The organism is Actinoplanes sp. L3-i22, from assembly GCF_019704555.1.
Lineage (GTDB): Bacteria > Actinomycetota > Actinomycetes > Mycobacteriales > Micromonosporaceae > Actinoplanes.
Genome location: NZ_AP024745.1, coordinates 9,745,966 through 9,769,581 on the forward strand (window position 1 = coordinate 9,745,966; position 23,616 = coordinate 9,769,581).

Sequence of the window (23,616 nt, forward strand, 5' to 3'; positions counted from 1 at the left end):
TCAGTTCTCCTTAGCGGGACGCAACGAAGCGGTGAAGCGCAGGTCGCCCCCGATCTGCGCGATGTCGGTGAAGTCGAGCTCCAGGGCGTCGGCGATGGTGCCGATCCCCGCGTCGACCAGGGCGGGACGGCCGGCGCCGAGCAGTTTCGGCGCGACGTAGCCGATCACCCGGTCGACCAGGCCGGCCGCGAGGAACGCGCCGGCCAGCGTCGGGCCGCCCTCCAGCAGGACGTTGCGGATGCCCCGCGCGTAGAGCTCGGTGAGCACGGCGTTCAGGTCGACCCGGCCGTCCGGCCCCTGACCGGCCTCGGCCGCGGTGACGATCCAGGTGGGTGCGGCGGCGTCACGGACGCGGGCGTTCTCCGGGGTACGCCCCCGCGAGTCGACGACCACCCGCAGCGGCTGCTTGATCGCGAGCGACCCGTCCCGCAGGTCCCGGACGGTGAGCTGCGGGTCGTCGGCGAGCACCGTGCCGACGCCGGCCACGATCGCGTCCACCGTGCTGCGCAGCTCGTGCACGTCGAAGCGGGACTCGGCCGAGCTGACCCACTGGCTCGTCCCGTCCGCGGCGGCCGAGCGACCGTCCAGCGTGGCGGCGAACTTCCAGGTCACGAACGGTCGGGCCCGGCGCACGGCGGTCAGCCAGGCGATGTTGCCCAGCTCCGCCTCGGCGCGGCGCACCCCGGTCTCGACCTGGAGGCCGGCCGCGCGCAGGGTGGCGGCGCCGCCGGAGGCCACCGGGTTCGGATCGTCGACGGCGATCACCACCCGGCGCAGGCCGGCCTGGATCAGCGCCTCCGAGCACGGGCCGGTGCGGCCGGTGTGGTTGCAGGGTTCGAGGGTGACCACGCAGACCCCGCCGCGGGCCCGCTCGCCGGCCTGGGCGAGCGCGACGATCTCGGCGTGCGGGCCGCCCGCGTAGGCGTGGAAGCCCTCGCCGACGATCTCGCCGTCGGCGCTGAGCAGCAGGCAGCCGACCACCGGGTTCGGGCTGGTCGTGCCGAGGCCACGGCCGGCCTGCGCGATCGCGCGGCGCATCGCCTCGTCCTCGGTCACCATCGGCGTGCCGTCCTCTCGCGTGGTGCGCCACGCGAGGGAAACGCGCGGCCGGTTCACGCGCGACGAGCTTGAGGGGAGAAACGCCAGGAATCGGACACGGAGGGCACGCTTCGCGCACCCGGCTGGATGCGGCCCTCACATACCGAGGACGCACCCCGGATGCACCCCTGTCGAGGGCACACCCGTCCGATTCCGCGCGCTGTCTCCCATCCGGACTGTCTGACCGGGCTTACGCCTGATCAACCGTCGGCCCTGGAGTCTCACCAGGTCCACCGGCCGCCGTTGGTGCAGCGTCCGGGTCGCGGGCTTACCGCTGCTCACGCAGCAGATCACCGCCGGTTCGGAATTTCACCGAGTCCCGCCAGCGCGTGGTGGGTTACCCCCGAGTCTTGCACGCGATTCCGGTTTTGCCACCCCACGCGTCAGGGATCTCACAACGGCTTACCGACCATCGCTCCGACCAGGGCCGCGGCGTGCTCGACCTCGTCCTCGGTGTTGTAGTAGTGCGGCGAGAAGCGGATCAGCGGCGGCGGGTTCCGGTCCTCGGTGTCGAACTGCTGGTGTCCCGGGACGGTCACGGTCACGTTCACGCCGGAGGCCGCCAGCCGGGCCACCACCTGCTCGGACTCCACCCCCTCGACGGTCGCGGTGACGATCGCGCACTGCCGGCTGCCGAGGTCGTGGAGGGTCACGCCCGGCAGGTCCTCGAGCACCCCGCGCATCCGGTCGCCGAGCTCCGCGTTGCGCTTGCCGATCTCGTCCAGCCCCAGGTTGAGCGCCTGATCGACGGCCGCGCCCAGGCCGAGCACCGCGGCGTAGTTCATCTCCCAGGTGGCGAACCGCTGCGCGCCGGGCACCCAGTCGAAGCCGCGCGCACCGTCCCAGTCCGCCGACTCGATCTCCACGACGTGCGGGTCGAGCCGCTCCAGGATCCCGTCGCGCACCCAGAGGAAGCCGGTGCCGCGCGGCCCGCGCAGGAACTTGCGCCCGGTGCCGCAGAGGAAGTCGCAGCCGATCTCGGCGACGTCGACCGGGAACTGGCCGGCCGACTGGGTGGCGTCCAGCAGGTAGGGCACGCCGGCGGCGCGGGCCACCCGGCCGATCGCGGCGGCCGGGTTGACCAGGCCACCCGCGGTCGGCACGTGGGTCACCCCGATCAGCCGGGTGCGCTCGTCGATCAGCTCGGCGAGCGCGTGCGTGTCGAGCTGGCCGTGCTCGTCGTTCGGCACCACCACGATCTCGGCGCCCACCCGACGGGCCGCCTGCAGGTAGGCGAGCACGTTGCTGCCGTACTCGTTGCGGCCGGTCAGCACCCGGTCGCCGGCCTTCAGCGGCACCGAGTAGAACGCGGCCTGCCAGGCATGTGTCGCGTTGTCGAAGAGCGCGATCTCGTCGGCCCGGCCGCCGAGCAGCTCGGCCAGCCCGGCGTAGACCGCGGCGACCCGGCCCGCCGTCGCGCCGGCCGCCTCGTAGCCGCCGATCTCGGCCTCCAGCCGCAGATGCTCGACGACCGTGTCCAGGGTGGCCTGCGACATCAGGCCCGCGCCCGCGTTGTTCAGGTGGATCCGGTGCCGGCAACCGGGGGTGCCGGCCCGAAGCGCGTCGACGTCCATGCCCCCGAGAATTTCAGACCGGCGGCCTCCGCGCACCTGCCGTAGACAGTGTCTACGCGCTCTGATAGACACTGTCTATGCCCGCTGACGACGCCTTACGTGATCGGCTGGTGCGCGTCGGGGCTGCATTGCTACGCACGGAAAGTCCCGGCGCGCTCTCACTGCGTGAGATAGCCCGTCGCGCCGGCGTCTCGCACGGAGCGCCGCGCCGCTACTTCCCGACCCACCTGTCGCTGCTCTCGGCGATCGCCCGCTCCGGCTTCGCCGACCTCTCCGACCAGGTGCGGACCGCCCTGCGGGCCGGCCCGGAAGACCCCCGAACAAAGATCAAGACAATTGCTTTCCTGTACGTACGGTTCGCCGCCGGCAACCGCGGCATGTTCGAACTGATGTTCCGCCACGATCTGCTGTCCAGCGGTGGCGAACTGGGCCTGCGGGACGCGTCCCTCCCGCTCTTCCGTCTGCTGACCGAGCTGGTCGCGGCCGCCCGCCCGCAAGCCGCCGCCGAGCCGGCCGAGCCGGTCCCCGCGGCCCACCCGCAGACCGCCGCCGAGCCGCTCCCCGCGGCACCCGCCGAGGTGACCGCCGCGGCGATCTGGGGCACCCTGCACGGCATCGCCGAGCTGTGGAACTGGGGCTCGCTGACCCTGGCCACCGCCGCCACCGACCCGGCCCCGTTCATCGACGCCACCCTGACCGCCCACCTCGGCCCGGAAGGTCCGCCATGACACGCATGCCGCCCCTCTACGCGGGTGCCCACCGCACGCTCGGCGCGCTCCTGCGCGGCCTCTGGCCCACCACGGTGACCGGCCTGGAGAACATTCCCGGCGACTCCGGCGCGATCCTGTGCCCGAACCACCACGCCATCGCCGACCAGCTCTTCCTGGGCGTCAACACGCCGCGGCACGTCGCGTTCTGGGCCAAGGCGGAATACTTCCGCTCCCCCGGCGCCCGCGGCAACCTCACGCGACGGGTCGTCACCGGGATGGGGGCGATCCCGGTCGAGCGGGGCGGCGGGCGGGCGGTGCTCTCCGCGTTCGACGCGGCGGTACCGATCCTGAAGGCGGGCGGCCTGGTCGCGGTCTTCCCGGAGGGCACCCGGTCACCGGACGGCCGCCTCTACCGCGGCCGCACCGGCGCGGTCCGCCTCGCCGCCCAGGCCGGCGTCCCGGTCGTCCCGGTCGGCATCACCGGCACCGACCACATCCGCCCGGCCGGCCGGCGCTTCCCCCGACGCCACCCGGTCACCCTGACCTTCGCCCCGCCGATCCCGGTCAAGGTCGAGTCCGCGGCGGACGCCCGCCGCCTCACCGACGACCTGATCGCCGCCATCCAGTCACTGACCGCCCAGGAATACGTCCCGTCCTACGCCCCACCCCGCACGCCCTGAACCAGCCGGACCCGCGCCACCCCGCACGCCCTGAACCAGCCGAACCCGCGCCACCCCGCACGCCCTGAACCAGCCGAACCCGCGCCACCCCGCACGCCCTGAACCAGCCGAACCCGCGCCACCCCGCACGCCCTGAACCAGCCGGGCCCGCGACCCGCGCCGCGGCCCGGGCCCGCGCAGCGCTCGCGGTCCCGGCTGGTCTTCAGGGTTGTTCCGGGGCGCCGGAGGCAGCCCTCAGCGCCAGCCGGGAGCGGGACACGCGGCTGAACCTCGACCCGGCAGCCGGCTTGCGCGGGTCCTTTTAAACCGCGCCCACCCACGGACGTCGCCCTTTCGGGTCTCGTGTTCTGGGCGCCCCGCGCCCTTGCGAGGCCCGGAAGGGTCCCCGCGGGAGCGACGATCAGTTATCGGCCGCAGCCGAGGCAATGAAGAATTTGAAGTTGATCTTCGGTTTCCGGGAAAGGCTATTCGGTTTCGCGGCGGCGGTCGATCGCGACGTACGAGCCCGGCTGGGACTTCGCGACCTTTTTCATCTCCGAGGCGACCGCGATGACCGTTCGCGGATCGACGAACTGCCGGCCGCCCCCGGTCGCCTGCGCCACCCCGATGGAGAGTGTGACCAGGGCGGCACGCTGCTTGTTGCCGCGACGGTCGGGCACCTCGATGTAGCCGCGCTGCGCGTCCTTCTGGTCGTAGAGCCGGTCGGCCGCGGACTCGAAATCGGTCACCATGCTCTTGGTCAGCGGGAGCACCTGGTCCGGATGGCAGATGAAGACGAAGTCGTCGCCGCCGATGTGACCGAGGAAGATCGACGGCTTTCCGGTCGAGGCGCTGGCCCGTTGCAGGCTCCGCGCCATTGCGGTGATGAATTCGTCGCCGCGGTCGAAACCGTAAACGTCATTGACGCTCTTGAATCTGTCGATGTCGATGTAGCCGACCGAGTAATCGCCGCCGTTCTTGATCCGGTCGGCGATCTCGCGGCGCACCCGCGCGTTGCCGGGCAGGCCGGTCAGCGGCGAGACCTCGCGGAACTCCTTGTTGCGCCGCAGCGTGGTGGAGACCCGGGCGATCAGCTCGGCGGTGTCGAACGGCTTGGTCAGGTAGTCGTCGGCGCCGCTGGTCAGGCCGACCACCTTGTCGCCGGTCATGCTCTTGGCGGTCAGCATGATCACCGGCAGCGCGGAGGTCAGCGGGTCGGCGCGCAGCTCGCGGATCAGCTCGACCCCGTCCATCCGGGGCATCATCCAGTCGACGACGGCCAGGTCCGGCCGGTGCGTCTCCATCAGGCCGAGCGCCTCCTGCCCGTCCCGGGCGCGGATCACCTCGAAGCCGTGCACCTTGAGGTTGAACTCGACGAAGCTCGCGATGTCCTGATCGTCGTCGACGACCAGGATGAGATCGGGTCGTTGCTCCTCGGCGTCGGACCCGAAGTCGTCGACCGCGGGCCCCGGCTCGGCGTTACTCACATCGAGATCCCCATGCGCTCGGCGGCCAGTGCCCGAAGCTTACGCACCGCCTCGGCGGGATCGGCAGCCCCATAGACGGCGGTGCCCGCCACGAACGCGTCGGCACCGGCCGCGGCGGCCTGCTCGATGGTGTCCGCGGCGATCCCGCCGTCCACCTCGATGCGGACGTCCAGGTTCCCGACGGACACGCGTCGGCGCACGTCACGCACCTTTTCCAGCATCTCCGGCATGAACTTCTGCCCACCGAAGCCGGCCTTGATCGTCATGATCAGCACGGTGTCCAGATAGGGCAACAACTCCAGGTACGGCTCCACGGGCGTGTCCCGGTCGATCGCCAGGCCGGCCTTGGCCCCGGCCGCCCGCAGCGACTTGGCCAGCCCGACCGGGTCGTCACAGGCCTCGGCGTGGAACGTCACGTTGTACGCCCCGGCCTCGGCATAGGCCGGCGCCCAGCGCTCCGGGTCGGTGATCATCAGGTGCACGTCGAACGGGATCGTGGTCGCCTTGCGCAGGCTCTGCACGATCGGCAGGCCGAGCGTGAGGTTCGGCACGAAGTGGTTGTCCATGACATCCACGTGCACCCAGTCGGCCGCCCCCTCGATGGCCCGCACTTCCTCACCGAGCCGGGAGAAGTCGGAGGCGAGGATGCTCGGCGCGATGATCGGCGATGACGTCACCGCTGAAGTGTAAAACCTCGGGCGGAACGCGTCGGCAGGCCTGTGGACAACGGCCGGTGCTCAGTGCTCCGGACGGCGTTCCACCCAGCCGAGCTCGGCAGCCGCACGTCCCAGCTCCCGGGAGACCGTGCCCCACGCGCCGGGCGGCGGCTCGACCGGCTCGGCCGGAGCCAGCCAGTGCGAGACGAACACCCCGGTCCGCCACTCCTCGACCACCGCTTCGGGGAAGAGATCCGGGATCGGTCCCATCCGGCTCCGGGCCCGGTCCGCGAGGTAGAAGTCGGGCGGAGTCATCGTCTCCACCCTGGCGAGCCGGGAGGGGACGGGCACCGCCTCCTCCTCCTCTACCGACGCGTAGAGCGGATCCAGTCCGTCGCAGAGCCCGCGCAGGACGGCCAGCGCCCGGGCCCGGTACCGGACCGCTTCCGCCCGGTCCTCGTCGTCCCAGTAGTCGGGGTAGCTGTAGGGCCCGAGGAACGTCATGACCGCGACGGGATGCCCACCCGCCGGGTCGGCACGGCCGAAACTGACCGCGAGCGTGCCCAGGTCCTCGATCGACATGCCGACCCGGTACTGCCGCTCGCCGGGCGCCGTCACGGGCCAGTCCGAGAGCCGGAGCGGCAGGTCGGTGACGTACTCGAAGGGAGGCGGCTCGGCGGGACCCGCCCACGCCGACCCGGTGTACGACGCGCCGAGGTCGTGCAGCGCCCGGCAGGTCTTCGCCAGCGCCTCGTCGTCGGACAGCCGATCCAGGAACAGGCCGACGACGAGGAACGGCGAATCAGGCTGGATGTCGCCCCCGGTCACGGAATCACGCCGGGCGGCCCCGTCCTTCGAGCAACACGATCAGCTGGTGCGCCGCAGCACGGCCAGGAACATCGCGTCCGTGCCGTGCCGGTGCGGCCACAGCTGCACCGTCGGGCCGGCGCCCAGCCCCGGCATGCCCGGCGGCAGCAGCGGGCGGGCGTCGACGAAGTCCACCTCGACGCCGCTGCGACGGGCGCCCTCGCTCACCGTCACCTGGGTCTCCACCATGTGCGGGGAGCACGTCACGTACGCCACCACGCCGCCCGGCCGGACCGCCCGCAACGCCGCCACCAGCAGCTCCCGCTGGAGCCGGGTGAGCGGGGGCAGGTCGGCCGGCGTCCGGCGCCAGCGGGACTCCGGGCGGCGGCGCAGCGAGCCCAGGCCGGTGCACGGCGCGTCGACCAGGACCCGGTCGAACGCCTCCTCCGGCAGGTCCGGGTCGCGGCCCACCGAGCGGCCGTCCATCGGGAAGACCGTCACCGGCATGCCCTCGGTGGCCTGCTCGACCAGGCGGGCCCGGTGCTCGGCGACCTCGACCGCGGTCACCTCGGCGCCGCGGCCGGCGGCGATCGCGCCCATCAGGCCGGTCTTGCCGCCCGGGCCGGCGCACAGGTCCAGCCAGCGGGTGTCGCGGCCCTCGATCGGGGCGGCCAGCAGCGCCGCCGCGACCAGCTGGGAGCCCTCGTCCTGGACGTGGGCGCGGCCGTCCCGGATGGCGGCCAGGTCACGCGGGGCGCCGCCGTTCAGGTACACCGCGTACGGCGAGAACGCCCCCGGGGTGCCGTCGACCTCGTCGGCCAGATCGACCGCGTCGACCCGGCCCGGGCGCGCGCACAGGTGCACGGCCGGCGGCTGGTTGTCCTCGATCAGCAGCCGGGCGGTCTCGTCCAGGTCGCCGCCGAGCGCCTCGCTGAACGCGCGGACGATCCACTGCGGGTGGTGGTGCATGACCGCGAGGTTGCCGACCGGGTCGGACTCGTAGCCCGGGGCGACCCGTTCCAGCCACGCCTCCAGCGGGGTCTCGGAGATCGTGCGCATCACCGCGTTCGCGAAGCCGGCGGCGCCGGGCGCGACCGAGCGGACCAGGTCGACGGTCTGGTTGACCGCGGCGTGCGACGGCACCCGGGTGTAGAGCAGCTGGTAGGCGCCGAGCCGCAGGGCGTCGCGGGCCGGCGGGTCGATCCGGGCCACCTCGCGGCCGGCGGCCGCGGCGACGATCAGGTCGAGGGTGCCGAGGGCCCGCAGCGTCCCGTAGGTCAGCTCGGTGGCGAACGCCGCGTCCCGCCCGGACAGGCCCATCCCGCTGAGGATGTCGCCGAGGACCAGGTTCGCGTACGCGTCGTCCCGGTGCACCGCGGCGATCGTCTCGTACGCCGCCTGACGTGCCGGGTCGGACGGCGGCCGGCCGGCCCGCGGCGCCCGCCCGCTGCGGTCGTCCCGCGAGTGTCCCGGCCCGGACGGCCGTCGCGGGCCGGCGCCGTGCGGCCGTGAAGCCCTGTGCTCAGTCACGCGAGCTTCTCCCCTGCTTCAATTCGCAATCCGCGCGCCCAGTCGGCCGCGGCCATCGGTTTCTTGCCCGCCGCGCGGACCTCGCCCAGCTGCACCGGGGTGGTGGCCGTGCCGGCCAGCACCTGGGTGCGCTCCACCCGCAGCTCGCCCGGCTGCAGGTGCGGTGCGTTGGCGATCGGCCGGACCGGGCCCAGCTTGAGCCGGTCGTCGCGCAGCGTCGTCCACGCGCCCGGCGCCGGCGTGCACGCCCGGATCCGCCGGTCGACCGCGAACGCCGGGTCGGTCCAGCGGACCCGCGCGTCCTCGGCGGTGAGTTTCGGGGCCAGGCTGATCCCGTCGTGCGGCTGCGGGTGCGCCCGGGCGGTGCCCGCCTCGATCGCGTCGAGCACCGCGACGAGCAGGCCGGCGCCCTCGTGGGCGAGCCGTTCCAGCAGGTCCCCGGAGGTGTCGTTGAACCGGATCTGGTCGGTGACGGTGCCGTAGACCGGACCGGTGTCCAGCCCGGCCTCCAGCTCGAAGACGCTGGCCCCGGTCACCTCGTCGCCGTGCAGGACGGCGTGCTGCACCGGCGCCGCGCCGCGCCAGGCGGGCAGCAGCGAGAAGTGCAGGTTCACCCAGCCGTGCGTCGGGATCTCCAGCGCGGTGGGCGGCACCAGCGCGCCGTACGCCACCACCGGCACACAGTCCGGCGCGAGCTCGCGCAGCCGCTGCTGGAACTCGGGCTCGCGCGGCCGTTCCGGGGTGAGCACCTCGATGCCGCGCTCGTCGGCCCACGCGCCGGCGGGCGAGCGGAGCAGGCGGCGGCCCCGGCCGGCCGGGGCGTCCGGACGGGTCACCACGGCGACCAGCTCGTGCCCGGACGCGGCGATCGCGTCCAGGCTGGGCAGCGCCACCTCGGGCGTGCCGGCGAAGATCAGGCGCATCGGATCACCGGCCCAGGCCGAAGATGCCCCGGCTGTGCGGGCTCTCCTTGATCGTCGGGGGCTTGGCGGCGTCGTACCACTCGGCGGAGCGGATCTGCTTCATCGCGTCCTTGCGGGCCGCGGAGTCCAGCCGGTCCAGGAAGAGCACGCCGTCCAGGTGGTCGGTCTCGTGCTGCACGCAGCGGGCCATCAGGCCGGTGCCGACCAGCTGGATCGGGTCGCCGTGCTCGTTGAAGCCGTTCGCCACCACGTTCTGCCGGCGCTTGGTGTCGATGTAGATGCCGGGGATGGAGAGGCAGCCCTCCGGGCCGTCCTGCTCCTCCTCGTCCGGGAACGAGAGCACCGGGTTGACGATGTGCCCGACCACGTCGTCGACGTCGAAGGTGAACACGCGCAGACCGACGCCGAGCTGCGGGGCGGCCAGGCCGGCGCCGCCCTCGTCCAGCATCGTGTCGGTCAGGTCCTTGACCAGTTTGCGCAGTTCCTTGTCGAAGTCGACGACCGTGTCGGCCTCAGTGCGCAGCACCGGGTCACCGAAGAGACGGATGGGCTGGACGGTCACTCGGCGGAACTCCTAGTGCTGTGGGAAAAACGGCTGCCGAACAGTCTACGGACCTAGAACAGTTCGGCCGGGTCCACCTGCACGCGGACCGCGACGGCGGCCTTGCGGGCACTGCGCACCCCGGCCGCCACGTGCAGCGCGTGGGCCAGGGCGGGCAGCTGGGACCGGGAGACCCGCAGCAGCATCCGCTCCTGCTCGTCGCCGGCCGGGACCGGGCCGAGCTGCTCGGTCCCCTCGGGCAGGTCGGCGATCGTCAGCAGCTCGCTGACGGCCGGGGCCGGACCGGTGACGCTGGCCATCCGGGCGGCCGGCGGGAAGCCCAACTCGCGGCGTTCGGCCAGCTCACGGGCGGCGAACCAGCCCGGGTCCCAGCGCAGCAGGGCCTGCACCGGGGCGAGCGAGCCGTCCGCCACCACGATCACCTTGCCGCCGTCGGGCCCCGACCGGGCCAGCGCCGATGCGTTCAGCCAGCGGCGCATGGTCTCCTCGGCGGCCCGCAGGTCGGCCCGGCTGAGCAGCGCCCAGGTGTCCAGCAGGAGCACCGCGCCGAAGCCGCCCTCGGCCACCGGCTCGGCGCCCGGGGTGGCCACGACGATGGATGCCGCACCGGGAACCGTGTCCAAGATCTCGTCCCGCCCGGAGGTGCGCACCGGCACCCCGGGGAACGCCCGCCCCAGCTCCTCGGCGGTGCGCCGGGCGCCGACCACCGACGCGCGCAGCCGCTGCCCACCACAGGCGGGGCAGGCGTAGGCCGGGAAGTTCCGCCCGCACCAGTGGCAGACCGGCACGTCCCGCGCGCCGTGCAGGCCGAGCGGACCGGAGCACTCCGGGCAGCGCGCCGGGGTGCGGCACTCGGCGCAGGCCACCGACGGCAGGTAGCCCCGGCGCGGCACCTGGACCAGCACCGGGTGGCCGGCCTGCAGCGCCTGCTTGGCGGTCAGCCAGGCCAGGCTGGGCAGCCGGGCGGTGGTCGCGGCGGCGTCCCGCGCGAGCTGCGAGTCGTCGCCGGTCGGGGAGATCGCGGGCTGGCGGCGCCGCAGGACGGCCCGCTCGGCGACGATCTCCCGGGCCCAGCCGGTCTCCAGCAGCAGCTGCGCCTCACCCGTCCGGGCGAAGCCGCCGACCAGGGCCGCGCAGTCGGCCAGCCGGGCCCGGGTGAGCAGCACGTCACGAGCGTGCGGGTACGGCGAGCGGGGCTCGGCGTGCAGGTCGTCGCCGTCGTCCCAGATCACCACCAGGCCGATGCCGGCGACCGGGGCCCACATCCCGGCGCGGGTGCCGGCCACCACCTGAACCTGGTGCCGGCTGGCGGCGAGGAACCGCCGATAGCGCTCGGCCGGACCGAGCGCCGCGTTCAGCGCGACGTGCCGGCCGGGGCCGAGCACCTCGCCGAGCGCCTTGTCGACCCGGTCGAGGTCACGCGCGTCGGCGACGACGATCACCACGCCGCGCCCGCCGGCGACCGTCGCCGCGGCCGCCTCGGCGATCCGGATCGGCCAGGTCTCCCCCGGCAGCGCCGACCAGACGGCCCGCGCGGGACGCCCTTCCGCCAGCGCCTTCAGGAAGGGCGGGCCGGCCGGATAGGAATCCCAGCCGCCGGCGGCCGGCTCGGCCGGGGCCGCGGCCGGCTCGGGGGCGGCGGTCTCCTGCGCCTCGACCCGCGCGTGCCGGGGCGGGACGGCCAGGCGCAGCACGTCGGCGAGACTGCCCGCGTAGCGATCGGCGACCGCCCGGGCCAGCCGCGCGACCTCCGGGTCGAGGACCCGCTCGGCGGCGACCACCTTCTCCAGATAGGCCAGCTTGCCCTGGTGCTCGGAGGCCTCGGCGCGCTCCAGCAGGAACCCGCTGACCAGCTGCCCGGCGAACCGCACCTTGACCCGCACCCCGGGCTGGGCGGCCTCGTCGTCGGTGCTGGGGACCAGGTAGTCGAACGGGCGATCCAGGTGCGGCAGCTGGACGTCGACACACACCCGGGCCACCGGCAGACGCTCCGCCGGCTCCCGCTCCGCTCGCACACCCTTGGTCACCATCGCCGAACATTCTGCCCGCCCCCACCGACATTTCCGGACCGGGCAGAACGCGGCGGCGGATCAGTGTGCGAGACAGCTCACTTTCTCGTTCCGCAGATCGATCTCGACGATGTCCGGGAAGCGCAGACCGGCCCAGAACCGCGCCGGGTCCGGCTCCAGCTGATACCGGCTCGCCATCCACACCGTGGGCGCCAGCCCGTGCGTCCCGAGCACCAGCGTCTGCCCGCGCTCGGCGGCCGCCGCCGCGTGCCGCACCACGGCCGCGCCGAACCGCTCGATCACCGCGTCCCGCGGCTCCCAGCCGTCCGGGCACTCGCCACCGGCGTAGGCCAGCGCCGCGCCCCGGTAGTCGTCGTCGGTGAGCCAGACGTGCGGCCGGTGGACCTCGCTGAGATCGTCATCGGTCACCACCCGCTGCGCGCCGGCGATCTCCTGCATCGTCTGCGCGGCCTTGGGCTCGCTGCTGGCCACGTAGTAGGCCGGATGGTGCACATGGAGCCGGATCAGACGAGCCGCGACCCGGCTCTCCTGGTCGAGTTGCCACTGCTCGGCCGGCACGTCCGGATCGACCGCGGGCATCGCGTGCCGGACCAGGAACAGCCGTTCACCTTGGACAGCCGTCATCGCGACAGAGTATCCGCCAGAACCTCCGAAGACCCTCATGCGAACAATCACGCAAAACCCACCCGCGTGGATCATGCGATCGCCCGATCGAGGGCCGCCCGCCGCCCCGGCTTGCGCTCCGGCCCGCGCCTGGGCTGCCCCGCTGCCGCTCACGGTCCCGGCCGCCGCCCGCTGCCCCGGCCCGGTTGCGGTTGGCTTGCCAGGCGGCACCCGCCGTTGCTCCCGGCTGCGGCCGCACGTCACGGTTCCCCAAAACACAACTGCCTGAGAGGTACGCCGTGAGCCAGCTGGTCACCCCGGCTGCCTCAACCCCTCGAAGCAGCCCTGAACACCAGCCGGGGGCTTGCGCCGACCGCGGACCGCGCCCCACGACGTACCCACGAAGCCACCGCAACCAGCAGCGCAGCGCGAGCGGCGGCCGCGACCGTGAGCAACGACGGGCGCCGCCTGGTAAGCCAGCCGCAACCAGCAGCGCAGCGCGAGCGGGCCGACCGCCGGACCGGGCGGACCGGGGAACGGCGAGAGCCGGCGCCCACCACGGGGCGCCGGCTCTCGTCAGAAGTGGATCAGGAAGCGGCGTTCTTCAGGTCCTGCGCGCGGTCGGTGCTCTCCCAGCGCAGGTCCGGCAGCTCCCGGCCGAAGTGGCCGTACGCCGCGGTCTGCTGGTAGATCGGCCGGAGCAGGTCCAGGTCGCGGATGATCGCGGCCGGGCGCAGGTCGAAGACCTCCTTGATGGCCTTCTCGATCCGCTCGACCGGCACGTTCTCGGTGCCGAAGGTCTCCACGAACAGGCTGACCGGGTGGGCCTTGCCGATCGCGTAGGCGACCTGGGTCTCGCAGCGCTCGGCCAGGCCGGCCGCGACCACGTTCTTGGCGACCCAGCGCATCGCGTACGCCGCGGACCGGTCGACCTTGGACGGGTCCTTGCCGGAGAACGCGCCGCCGCCGTGCCGGGCGTACCCGCCGTAGGTGTCGACGATGATCTTGCGGCCGGTGAGGCCGGCGTCGCCCATCGGGCCGCCGATCTCGAAGCGGCCGGTCGGGTTGACCAGCAGCCGGTAGTTCTCGGTGTCGAGGTCCAGGCCGGCCAGCTCGGGGGCGATCACGTGGTCGCGGATGTCCGGGGTCAGCAGCGACTCGAGGGAGATGTCGGCGGCGTGCTGGGTGGAGACCACGACGGTGTCCAGGCGGACCGGGCGCAGCCCGTCGTACTCGATGGTGACCTGGGTCTTGCCGTCCGGGCGCAGGTACGGAATCGTGCCGTCCTTGCGCGCGGCGGACAGCCGGCGGGCCAGGCGGTGCGCCAGCGCGATCGGCAGCGGCATCAGCTCGGGCGTCTCCGAGCAGGCGAAGCCGAACATCATGCCCTGGTCGCCGGCGCCCTGCTGGTCCAGGATGTGCTCGGAGTCACCCTCGCGCAGCTCGATGGCACTGTCCACGCCCTGGGCGATGTCCGGCGACTGGGAGCCGATTGAGACGCTCACGCCGCAGGACGCGCCGTCGAACCCCTTCTTCGACGAGTCGTAGCCGATCTTCAGGATCGTGTCGCGCACGATGCTGGGGATGTCGGCGTAGGCCTGGGTGGTGACCTCGCCCGCCACGTGCACCTGGCCGGTGGTGATGAGGGTCTCGACCGCGACACGGCTGCGCGGGTCCTGCGCGAGCAGGGCGTCGAGAATCCCGTCGCTGATCTGGTCAGCAATCTTGTCCGGGTGGCCTTCCGTGACCGACTCGGAAGTGAAAAGGCGGCGTGCCACGGTGCTCCTCAGTGTCGAATACAGGTAACGCGGAAGTGTAGTCAGAGCGGCCGACCGTCGCCGACCTGGGCATCCAGCCGGTCCACGACGTGGTCGAAGATCCTACCCGCCACATCGTCTTTGGAGAGTTCGTCGAGGGCGTCGGTGAGGCCGTCCGCGCCCAGCACAGTGACGGTGTTGCGGTCCTGGCCGAAGACCCGGTCGACGCCCACCTCGTTGACCACGATCAGGTCTGCCCGCTTTCGCGCCATTTTCCCGCGGGCGTGCTCGATCGCGTCGTGCGTCTCCGCGGCGAACGCCACGAGCAGCTGGCCGGGGCGCTTGGCGGCGCCCAGTTCGGCGGCGATGTCCGGGTTCGTGACCAGGGCGATCGGCTCCGGCGTACCGTCGTCGGATTTTTTGATCTTCTGTTCGGCGACCGTCGCGGGCCGGAAGTCGGCGGGCGCGGCGGCCATCACCACGACGTCCGCGGCGGCGAACGCCTCGACGGTGGCCTTGCGCAGTTCCTCGGTGGTGCCCACCCGGATCAGGTCGGCGCCGGCCGGGTCGGGCAGCGTCACGTTCGCGGCGATCAGCGTCACCCGGGCGCCCCGGGCGAGCGCGGCGCGGGCCAGCGCGTACCCCTGCTTGCCGGACGACCGGTTGCCGAGGAACCGCACCGGATCGAGTGGTTCCCGGGTCCCGCCCGCGGTCACCACGACGTGCCGACCCTCAAGATCTTTTTTAAGACCACTCCTGAGTACGGCCATCGCGTACTCGAAGATGGCCGACGGCTCCGGAAGCCGGCCCTTGCCGGTGTCCTTGCCGGTCAGCCGGCCGACCGCGGGCTCGATCACGATCGCGCCCCGGGAGCGCAGCGTCGCCACGTTGGCCCGGGTCGCCGGGTTCTCCCACATCTCGGTGTGCATCGCCGGCGCGTAGACGACCGGGCACGTCGCGGTCAGCAGCGTGTTGGTGAGCAGGTCGTCGGCGATCCCGTGGGCGGCCTTGGCCAGGATGTCCGCGGTGGCCGGCGCGACCACGACGAGCTCGGCGGCGCGGCCGATCCGCACGTGCGGGACCTCGTGCGCGTCGTCCCAGACCTCGGTGGCGACCGGGCGGCCGGAGAGCGCGGCCCAGGTCGGCTCGCCGACGAACTTCAGCGCCGAGGCGGTCGGCACCACGCGCACGCCGTGCCCCGACTCGGTGAACAGCCGCAGCAGCTCACAGGCCTTGTACGCGGCGATCCCGCCGCACACCCCCAGGACGACCTCGGTCACCGCTTCTCACCTCGGATAACAGACGATCCCGCGCCCAGGAGCTGGACACGGGACCGGCACTTCGACAAACAGACGATCAGGGATGGTCGGTGGGCTCGGCCGTCAGCAGGCCGGCGTTGATCTCCCGCATCGCGATGGAGAGCGGCTTCTCCTGCGGCGTGGTCTCGACCAGCGGCCCCACATACTCCAGCAGGCCCTCGCCGAGCTGGCTGTAGTAGGCGTTGACCTGGCGGGCGCGCTTGGCCGCGAAGATCACCAGCGAGTACTTCGACGAGGTCTTGTCGAGCAGCTCGTCGATCGGCGGGTTGGTGATGCCTTCGGGGTTCGCGACAGTTCCCACTTTTCAGAATTCCTTAATGCTAGCTGGCGCTAAGAATGACGAACCGAGCAAGCCTACCAGCTCATCCGCGGCACGCTCGACGAAGTCGTTCACCACGGTGTAATCGAACTCGGCCTCGGCGGCCAACTCCTCGTCGGCGTGGGCCAGGCGACGGCGGATCGTCTCCTCGTCGTCGGTGCCCCGGCCGATCAGCCGGCGCTGCAGCTCCTCCTTGCTCGGCGGAGCCAGGAAGACCAGCTGGGCGTCCGGCGTGGTGGCTCGCACCTGACGGGCGCCCTGCAGGTCGATCTTCAACAAAACGGGCCGGCCCTGTTGGAGCCAGCCCTCGACCTGCGCGCGGGGGGTGCCGTAGAGGTTTCCCGCGAATTCCGCCCACTCCAGCAGCTGTCCGCCGTCGATCAGCCGCTGGAAATCGGACCGGTTTACGAAGTGATAGTGCTCGCCGTCGGTCTCGTAGTCGCGTTTCTTGCGTGTCGTGACCGACACCGACAACCGGATCCAAGGCGAGCGCGCCCGGATCAGCTCGATCACGCTGTCCTTTCCGACCCCGGAGGGGCCGGAAAGGACGGTGAGGCGTGCTGCCGGGCGCGCGTCGTCATCCATGCTCACGGCTCATTACTACACGAGCCGGTGAGTCAGTTCGCAGCGAACTCCCCCAGGAGGGCCTTACGCTGCTGGTCGCCGAGACCCCGGAGCCGGCGGCTCTCGGCGATCTTCAGCTTCTCCATGATCTGGGTCGCACGGATCTTGCCGATGCCCGGCAGCGCCTGAAGCACGGCCGAGACCTTCAGCTTGCCGACGACCTCGTCGCCCTCCGCGCGGTCAAGCACGGCGGCGAGGGTGGTCTTGCCGGACTTGAGCTGTTCCTTGAGCTCAGCCCGAGCCTTGCGAACTTCCGCGGCCTTTTCCAGCGCGGCAGCGCGCTGCTCGGGGCTCAGTGACGGGAGCGGCACCAGTTCTCCTCAGGTCCCTATCGCGACGGTAGGTCAATACCGTCGCTTCTGTGAAACGTGGTGTGCCAGGGAACCAAAGGGGCATGTGGTTCCCGGCGCCGGGAAAACTAGCGGGCATCGGCGCGTTCGGCAACGTGGGGGTACCCCGGCGCCCGGCCCGTTACGCAGGCGGTTTCACCCGAGGGCGGCTCGGCACTCGTCCAGAACGCGGTCCGCGGCGGCCCGCAGACCGGCGATCTCCGGGCCTCCGGAGAGAACTTCGCGTGAGTACGACGGCAACACGTTGTGCAGGCTGTCACCGAAGACGGAACGCAGGTCATCGGGGGTTCCGCCCTGGGCTCCGAGCCCCGGAGCGAGCAGCGGGCCGTTGACGCCGGAAAGGTCGTGGCCGGTCTTTCCGATCGTCGCGCCGACCACCAGGCCGAAACTTCCGAGAGGGCTCATACCCGCGTTGAGCTGGGAAATCTCGTCGATCACGGTCTGCGCGACGGTCTTCCCACCAGGGCCGACGGCATGCTGGACCGAAGCGCCTTCCGGGTTGGAAGTCAGTGCGAGAACGAAAATTCCGGCGCCCGTCTCGGTCGCGAGATCGAATGCCGGCCGCAGCGAACCGACCCCGAGATAGGGACTCACAGTAATCGCGTCGGCGCGGAGAGTACTGGCCGGATTCAGATACGCGGAGGCGTACGCGGCCATCGTCGAGCCGATGTCGCCACGTTTCACATCGAGCAGGACAAGCGCCCCGGCCTCGCGAGACTGTCGGATAGTTGACTCAAGAATCGCGACGCCACGTGACCCAAATCTCTCAAAAAACGCGGACTGCGGCTTCAGTACAGCCACCCGATCGGCCAGCGCCTCGACCACCGTACGGGCGAAGCGTTCCAGGCCGGCGACATCGTCGGTAAGGCCCCAGCGGGCGAGCAGTCCGGCATGCGGATCGATCCCGACGCACAGCGGTCCGCGTTGGTCGACGGCGGCGTGCAGCCGCTCTCCGAAGGTCTCCATGGCTCAAACAACCCTTCCGTGTCAGCTGGCCGCCACCGCGGCGGCGATCCCCGCGGTAATGCGGGCCACGTCCGTCTCGTCGGTCACATAGGGCGGCATCGTGTAGATCAGGTCCCGGAACGGGCGCAACCAGACGCCGCGGGCGACCGCGGCCGCCGTCGCCCGGGGCACGTCCACGTCGTGATCGAGCTGGATCACGCCGATCGCGCCCAGGACGCGGACGTCAGCGACGCCCGGGGCCCCGCGAAGTGGCTCCAGACCGTCTTTGAGACCGATTTCGATCATCCGTACGCGATCCGCCCACCCGCCGTCGCGCAGCAGCCCCAGGGAGGCGTTGGCGACCGCGCAGGCGAGCGGGTTGCCCATGAACGTCGGCCCGTGCATCAGGCCGCCGCCCTCGCCCGCCGAGATCGCGGTGGCCACCGCGGGCGTGCAGAGCGTCGCGGCCAGCGTCAGGTAGCCACCGGTGAGCGCCTTGCCCAGGCACAGGATGTCCGGGCTGACCCCGGCGTGCTCGGCCGCGAACAGACGCCCGGTCCGGCCGAAGCCGGTGGCGATCTCGTCGAAGATCAGGAAGATCCCGTACTCGGCGGTGACCTCGCGCAGCACCCGCAGGTACTCCGGGTCGTGGAAGCGCATCCCGCCGGCGCCCTGCACCACCGGTTCGACGATCACGGCGGCGAGCTCACCCTCGTACCGGGAAATGATCTTGCGAAGTTCCTCGGCGTAAGCCGGGTCGAAGTCGGCCGGTGGTGGACCGGCGAAGACCTGTGCGGGCAGGACCCCGGTCCAGAGCGCGTGCATCCCGCCCTCGGGATCGCAGACGCTCATCGGGTGGAAGGTGTCCCCGTGGTATCCGCCGCGCCAGGTCGCCAGCCGCTGCCGGCCCGGCCGGCCCAGCGCCCGCTGGGCCTGCAGCGCCATCTTGATCGCCACCTCGACGCCGATCGACCCGGAGTCGCAGAGGAAGACGTGCTCCAGGCCGGGCGGGGTGATCTCGACGAGGGTGGCGGCCAGCTCGATCGCCGGCTGGTGGGTGAGGCCGCCGAACATCACGTGGCTCATCCGGCCGGCCTGGTCGGCCAGGGCCGCGTCGAGCACCGGGTGCCGGTAGCCGTGCACGGCCGCCCACCAGGAGGACATCCCGTCCACCAGGTCCCGGCCGTCGGCCAGGCGCAGCCGGACCCCGGCCGCGCTCTCGACCAGGTAGGGGTCGCTGCGGCCGGGCATCGGACCGTACGGGTGCCAGACGTGCGCCCGGTCGAGCGCCAGGAGGTCGTCGCGCCCGGCCGGGGTCATCGCGCCGCGTGCGTCCGGGACGGGCGGGCCCCCTGAGCGACCGCCTTGACCAGGTCCGGGCCCTTGTAGATGAACCCGGAGTAGAGCTGGACCAGGGTGGCCCCGGCGTCCAGGATCCGCGAGGCGTCGTCGGCCGACATGATCCCGCCGACCCCGATCACCGGCAGCCGGCCGCCGGTCTCGTCGTGGACGAACTTGACGACCGCGCGGGCCCGCTCGGTGAGCGGCGCGCCGGAGAGCCCGCCGGTCTCGGCGGCCAGGTGGTGGTCGCCCGGGGCCAGGCCGTCCCGGGCCAGCGTGGTGTTGGTCGCGATCAGGCCGGCCGCGCCCTGCTCCAGGCAGACCTCCAGGAGCTCGGCGATGGCCGGCTCGGTCAGGTCCGGAGCGATCTTCACCAGCACCGGGACATCGCCGCTGAGCGCCTTCAGCAGCGTGGTCAGGAAGTCCCGGTCCTGCAGGCTGCGCAGGCCGGGCGTGTTCGGCGAGGACACGTTGATCGCGATGTAGTCCGCGTACGGGTGCAGCAGCCGGTACGACTCCAGGTAGTCCTCGACCGCCTCGTCCAGCGGGGTGACCTTGGACTTGCCCAGCGAGATCCCGAGCGGGACCCCGATCGGGCCCAACTCGTCCAGGCGCTCGGCCAGGGCCGCCGCGCCGGCGTTGTTGAAGCCCATCCGGTTGATGATCGCGTCGCTGTCCCGGAGCCGGAACAGGCGCGGCTTCTCGTTGCCCGGCTGCGGCTTCGCGGTGACCGTGCCCACCTCGACGAAGCCGAACCCGAGGGCCGGCCAGGCGGGCAGCGCCAGGCCGTTCTTGTCCATCCCGGCGGCCAGGCCGACCCGGTTCGGGAAGCGGACGCCGAACGCCTCGACCGGGGCGGAGAAGGCGTAGCGGCGGCGCATCACCTCACGGGCGGCCGGCGGCATCGAGGCGAGCCGGTGCAGGGTCCACTCGTGCGCGCTCTCGGCGTCGCCGCCGCCCAGCCGGAACAGGACCGGCCGGACGGCGCTGCGGAAAAGGTTCATGCGCGATCGCTTCGGAGCATCTTGTGCAGGTCCTGCAGGGGCCGGACGGTGAGGTCGCCGCGCATCAGGGCCTCGATGCCCATCACCGCGGCGGCCGCGCCCGGCACCGTCGTGATGCACGGGATGTCGGCGGTGACCGCGGCGCTGCGGATCTCGTAACCGTCCTGGCGGGCGCTGGCGCCGGACCCGGACGGGGTGTTGATGATCAGGGCGATCTCGCCGGCCAGGATCAGCTCGACGGCGTTCTTGCCCGGGCTCTCGTAGTGCTTCGGGACGACCTCGCAGTCGACGCCGTACCGGCTGAGCACCTCGCCGGTGCCGGCCGTGGTGACGATCGTGAAGCCCAGGTCGGCGAGTCGCTTGACCGGGAAGATCATCGACCGCTTGTCCCGGTTCGACACCGACACGAAGATCTTGCCGCTGGTCGGCAGCGAGCCGTACGCCGCGGCCTGCGACTTGGCGAACGCCTGGCCGAACCCGGTGTCGATGCCCATCACCTCGCCGGTCGACTTCATCTCCGGGCTGAGCAGGCTGTCCACGTTGTTGCCGGCCAGCGTGCGGAACCGCTTGAACGGCAGCACCGCCTCCTTGATCGCGATCGGCGCGCCGGCCGGGACCGACCCGCCGTCCCGGTCGGTGATCAGGACGCCCTCGGCCCGCAGCTCGGCGATGGTGGCGCCGAGCATGATCCGGGCGGCCGCCTTGGCCAGCTGCACGCCGGTCGCCTTGGAGACGAACGGGACGGTCCGGGACGCGCGCGGGTTGGCCTCCAGCACGTAGAGCGTCTCGTCCTTGAGCGCGTACTGCACGTTCATCAGGCCGCGCACGCCGATGCCCCGGGCCAGCGACTCGGTGTAGCGGCGCACCTCGGCCAGGTGCGAGGCGGCGAGCGTGATCGGCGGCAGCGAGCAGGCCGAGTCGCCGGAGTGGATGCCGGCCTCCTCGATGTGCTCCATCACGCCGCCGATGTAGACCTCGCCGGTGGCGTCGCAGAGCGCGTCCACGTCGATCTCGACGGCGTCGTCCAGGAACCGGTCGACCAGCACCGGGTGGTCCGGGGAGATCTCGGTGGCCCGCTCGATGTAGCCCTTCAGGGTGGGCTCGTCGTAGACGATCTCCATGCCCCGGCCGCCCAGCACGTAGGACGGGCGGACCAGGACCGGGTAGCCGATCGTGTCGGCGATCGCCTTGGCCTCACTGAACGAGGTGGCGGTGCCGTGCTCGGGCGAGCGCAGGTCGTGCTCGGCGAGCAGGGTGCCGAACAGGCCGCGGTCCTCGGCGAGGTCGATCGACTCGGGCGAGGTGCCGACGATCGGGACGCCGGCCGTCTTCAGCCGGTTCGCCAGGCCGAGCGGGGTCTGGCCACCGAGCTGCACGATCACGCCGACCACGCCGGGGCCGCCGGCCGCCTTACCGGAGGTGTCCTCGGCGTGGAACACCTCGATGACGTCCTCGAACGTGAGCGGCTCGAAGTAGAGCCGGTCCGCGGTGTCGTAGTCGGTGGAGACGGTCTCCGGGTTGCAGTTGACCATCACGGTCTCGAGATCAACACCCCGGAGCGCCTGTACGGCGTGCACGCAGGAGTAGTCGAACTCGATGCCCTGCCCGATCCGGTTCGGGCCGGAGCCCAGGATCAGCACCTTGGGCCGGTCGCTCGGGGCGACCTCGGTCTCCTCGTCGTAGGACGAGTAGTGGTACGGCGTGTTCGCCGCGAACTCGGCCGCGCAGGTGTCCACGGTCTTGTAGACCGGGCGGACCGCCAGCCGGTGCCGCAGCGCCCGCACCCCGTCCTCGCCGGCCAGCTCCGGCCGCAGCGCGGCGAGCTGCTTGTCGGAGAGCCCGGACCGCTTCGCCACCCGCAGCAGTTCCTCGTCGAGGACCGGTGCGGCCAGGATCTCGGCGCGCAGGTCGATCAGGGCCTGGATCTCGTCCAGGAACCACGGGTCGATCCGGCCGCTGGCCTCGTGCACCTGCTCGATCGTCGCGCCCCGCCGCAGCGCCCGCTCGACCGTGTAGAGCCGGCCGTCGTGCGGGATCCGCAGCTGGGCCAGCAGCTCCTCGACCGTCTCGTCGGGGTCCGGAGTGGTCCAGAAGCCGGCGGCCTTGGTCTCCATCGAGCGCATCGCCTTGTTCAGCGCCTCGGCGAAGTTGCGGCCCAGGCTCATCGCCTCACCGACCGACTTCATCGTGGTGGTGAGCTCCTTGTCCGCGCCCGGGAACTTCTCGAACGCGAACCGCGGGATCTTCACGACCACGTAGTCCAGCGCCGGCTCGAACGCGGCCGGGGTCTTCAGCGTGATGTCGTTCGGGATCTCGTCGAGCGTGTAGCCGATGGCCAGCTTCGCGGCGATCTTGGCGATCGGGAAGCCGGTGGCCTTCGACGCCAGCGCCGAGGAGCGGGAGACCCGGGGGTTCATCTCGATCACGATCATCCGGCCGTCGTCCGGGTTGATCGCGAACTGGATGTTGCAGCCGCCGGTGTCCACGCCGACCTCGCGGAGCACCGCGATACCCAGGTCGCGCATCTTCTGGTACTCGCGGTCGGTGAGCGTCATGGCCGGGGCGACGGTGACGCTGTCGCCGGTGTGCACGCCCATCGGGTCGATGTTCTCGATCGAGCAGACCACCACGACGTTGTCGTGCTTGTCGCGCATCAGCTCGAGCTCGTACTCCTTCCAGCCGAGCACGCTCTCCTCGATCAGCACCTCGGTGACCGGGGAGGCGGCCAGGCCGGCGCCGGCGATCAGGGCCAGGTCCTCGTCGGTGTGCGCCATCCCGGAGCCCAGGCCGCCCATGGTGAACGACGGGCGGATGACGACCGGCAGGCCGATCTCGGCGACGGTCGCGCGGACCTCGTCCATCGAGTGGCAGACCCGCGAGCGCGGCGTCTCGCCGCCGGCCTTCGCCACGACCTCTTTGAACAGCTGCCGGTCCTCACCCTTGCGGATGGCCTCGACCTTGGCGCCGATCAGCTCGACGCCGTACTTCTCCAGCACGCCGCTCTCGTGCAGGGCGATCGCGGTGTTCAGCGCGGTCTGGCCGCCCAGGGTCGGCAGGATCGCGTCCGGGCGCTCCTTGGCGATGACCAGCTCGACGAACTCCGGGGTGATCGGCTCGACGTAGGTGGCGTCGGCGAACTCCGGGTCGGTCATGATCGTGGCCGGGTTCGAGTTGACCAGCGAGACGCGCAGCCCCTCGGCCCGCAGCACCCGGCACGCCTGGGTGCCGGAGTAGTCGAACTCGCAGGCCTGGCCGATGACGATCGGGCCGGACCCGATCACCATCACGTGCTTGAGATCCTCACGCTTCGGCACTGTT

General features: G+C 72.0%; 21 protein-coding genes and 1 riboswitch. Of the genes, 2 read left to right on the forward strand and 19 right to left on the reverse strand.

All coding sequences use genetic code 11. The features are described 5' to 3' along the window. Together ribD and L3i22_RS43290 are read right to left on the reverse strand one after the other, a co-directional pair. On the reverse strand, window positions 1-1,059 hold the full coding sequence (gene ribD / locus L3i22_RS43285; RefSeq protein ID WP_221330429.1) for a bifunctional diaminohydroxyphosphoribosylaminopyrimidine deaminase/5-amino-6-(5-phosphoribosylamino)uracil reductase RibD: 1,059 nt from the start codon (window positions 1,057-1,059) through the stop codon (window positions 1-3). 194 nt (window positions 1,060-1,253) lie between these two features. After that, window positions 1,254-1,429: riboswitch (FMN riboswitch) on the reverse strand. Between the two features lie 61 nt (window positions 1,430-1,490). Further along, on the reverse strand, window positions 1,491-2,672 hold the full coding sequence (locus tag L3i22_RS43290; RefSeq protein ID WP_221323236.1) for an aminotransferase class V-fold PLP-dependent enzyme: 1,182 nt from the start codon (window positions 2,670-2,672) through the stop codon (window positions 1,491-1,493). Window positions 2,673-2,749: 77 nt separating this feature from the next. Between L3i22_RS43290 and L3i22_RS43295 the strand changes: the two genes are divergently transcribed. Further along, window positions 2,750-3,400 (forward strand): TetR/AcrR family transcriptional regulator, encoded by a 651-nt coding sequence (locus L3i22_RS43295; protein WP_221323237.1) that lies wholly within the window; start codon window positions 2,750-2,752, stop codon window positions 3,398-3,400. A gap of 5 nt (window positions 3,401-3,405) precedes the next feature. Continuing rightward, complete coding sequence (locus tag L3i22_RS43300; protein WP_370644568.1) at window positions 3,406-4,062, forward strand: lysophospholipid acyltransferase family protein; 657 nt, start codon at window positions 3,406-3,408, stop codon at window positions 4,060-4,062. A gap of 464 nt (window positions 4,063-4,526) precedes the next feature. On the opposite strand, the gene L3i22_RS43305 is transcribed toward L3i22_RS43300, so the two are convergent. The 17 genes from L3i22_RS43305 to carB form a co-directional block, all read right to left on the reverse strand. Continuing rightward, window positions 4,527-5,528, reverse strand: coding sequence for a response regulator (locus L3i22_RS43305; protein WP_221323239.1), 1,002 nt, complete (start codon window positions 5,526-5,528; stop codon window positions 4,527-4,529). After that, window positions 5,525-6,205, reverse strand: a complete 681-nt coding sequence (gene rpe, locus L3i22_RS43310) for a ribulose-phosphate 3-epimerase (protein WP_221323240.1) — start codon at window positions 6,203-6,205, stop codon at window positions 5,525-5,527. The genes L3i22_RS43305 and rpe overlap by 4 nt, the downstream gene beginning before the upstream one ends. A gap of 60 nt (window positions 6,206-6,265) precedes the next feature. Then, on the reverse strand, window positions 6,266-7,012 hold the full coding sequence (locus tag L3i22_RS43315; protein WP_221323241.1) for a hypothetical protein: 747 nt from the start codon (window positions 7,010-7,012) through the stop codon (window positions 6,266-6,268). Between the two features lie 39 nt (window positions 7,013-7,051). Continuing rightward, a complete protein-coding gene (locus L3i22_RS43320; protein ID WP_221323242.1) occupies window positions 7,052-8,521 on the reverse strand; it encodes an RsmB/NOP family class I SAM-dependent RNA methyltransferase in 1,470 nt (489 codons plus the stop codon). Beyond that, complete coding sequence (gene fmt / locus L3i22_RS43325; protein WP_221323243.1) at window positions 8,518-9,444, reverse strand: methionyl-tRNA formyltransferase; 927 nt, start codon at window positions 9,442-9,444, stop codon at window positions 8,518-8,520. Before fmt ends, L3i22_RS43320 begins: the two co-directional genes overlap by 4 nt. Before the next feature lie 4 nt (window positions 9,445-9,448). After that, on the reverse strand, window positions 9,449-10,006 hold the full coding sequence (gene def, locus L3i22_RS43330) for a peptide deformylase (RefSeq protein ID WP_221323244.1): 558 nt from the start codon (window positions 10,004-10,006) through the stop codon (window positions 9,449-9,451). 53 nt (window positions 10,007-10,059) lie between these two features. Beyond that, complete coding sequence (locus tag L3i22_RS43335) at window positions 10,060-12,036, reverse strand: primosomal protein N' (protein ID WP_221323245.1); 1,977 nt, start codon at window positions 12,034-12,036, stop codon at window positions 10,060-10,062. Between the two features lie 60 nt (window positions 12,037-12,096). Next, window positions 12,097-12,660: a histidine phosphatase family protein gene (locus L3i22_RS43340; RefSeq protein WP_221323246.1), complete on the reverse strand. Its 564-nt coding sequence runs from the start codon at window positions 12,658-12,660 to the stop codon at window positions 12,097-12,099. A 566-nt stretch (window positions 12,661-13,226) separates the two neighbouring features. Then, window positions 13,227-14,417: a methionine adenosyltransferase gene (gene metK / locus L3i22_RS43345; protein WP_221323247.1), complete on the reverse strand. Its 1,191-nt coding sequence runs from the start codon at window positions 14,415-14,417 to the stop codon at window positions 13,227-13,229. 41 nt (window positions 14,418-14,458) lie between these two features. After that, complete coding sequence (gene coaBC, locus L3i22_RS43350; protein WP_221323248.1) at window positions 14,459-15,676, reverse strand: bifunctional phosphopantothenoylcysteine decarboxylase/phosphopantothenate--cysteine ligase CoaBC; 1,218 nt, start codon at window positions 15,674-15,676, stop codon at window positions 14,459-14,461. 76 nt (window positions 15,677-15,752) lie between these two features. After that, the gene (gene rpoZ / locus L3i22_RS43355; protein WP_067705078.1) at window positions 15,753-16,016 is read right to left on the reverse strand and encodes a DNA-directed RNA polymerase subunit omega; all 264 of its coding nucleotides are present in this window, start codon (window positions 16,014-16,016) and stop codon (window positions 15,753-15,755) included. Window positions 16,017-16,019: 3 nt separating this feature from the next. After that, a complete protein-coding gene (gmk, locus tag L3i22_RS43360) occupies window positions 16,020-16,619 on the reverse strand; it encodes a guanylate kinase (RefSeq protein ID WP_221323249.1) in 600 nt (199 codons plus the stop codon). A gap of 32 nt (window positions 16,620-16,651) precedes the next feature. Beyond that, the gene (mihF, locus tag L3i22_RS43365; RefSeq protein ID WP_067705076.1) at window positions 16,652-16,969 is read right to left on the reverse strand and encodes an integration host factor, actinobacterial type; all 318 of its coding nucleotides are present in this window, start codon (window positions 16,967-16,969) and stop codon (window positions 16,652-16,654) included. A 174-nt stretch (window positions 16,970-17,143) separates the two neighbouring features. Continuing rightward, a complete protein-coding gene (gene pyrF, locus L3i22_RS43370) occupies window positions 17,144-17,974 on the reverse strand; it encodes an orotidine-5'-phosphate decarboxylase (protein WP_221323250.1) in 831 nt (276 codons plus the stop codon). A gap of 21 nt (window positions 17,975-17,995) precedes the next feature. After that, complete coding sequence (locus L3i22_RS43375) at window positions 17,996-19,273, reverse strand: adenosylmethionine--8-amino-7-oxononanoate transaminase (protein WP_221323251.1); 1,278 nt, start codon at window positions 19,271-19,273, stop codon at window positions 17,996-17,998. After that, window positions 19,270-20,298, reverse strand: a complete 1,029-nt coding sequence (locus tag L3i22_RS43380) for a quinone-dependent dihydroorotate dehydrogenase (protein WP_221323252.1) — start codon at window positions 20,296-20,298, stop codon at window positions 19,270-19,272. Before L3i22_RS43380 ends, L3i22_RS43375 begins: the two co-directional genes overlap by 4 nt. Continuing rightward, window positions 20,295-23,612, reverse strand: a complete 3,318-nt coding sequence (gene carB / locus L3i22_RS43385) for a carbamoyl-phosphate synthase large subunit (RefSeq protein WP_221323253.1) — start codon at window positions 23,610-23,612, stop codon at window positions 20,295-20,297. Before carB ends, L3i22_RS43380 begins: the two co-directional genes overlap by 4 nt. Window positions 23,613-23,616 lie beyond the last annotated feature (4 nt).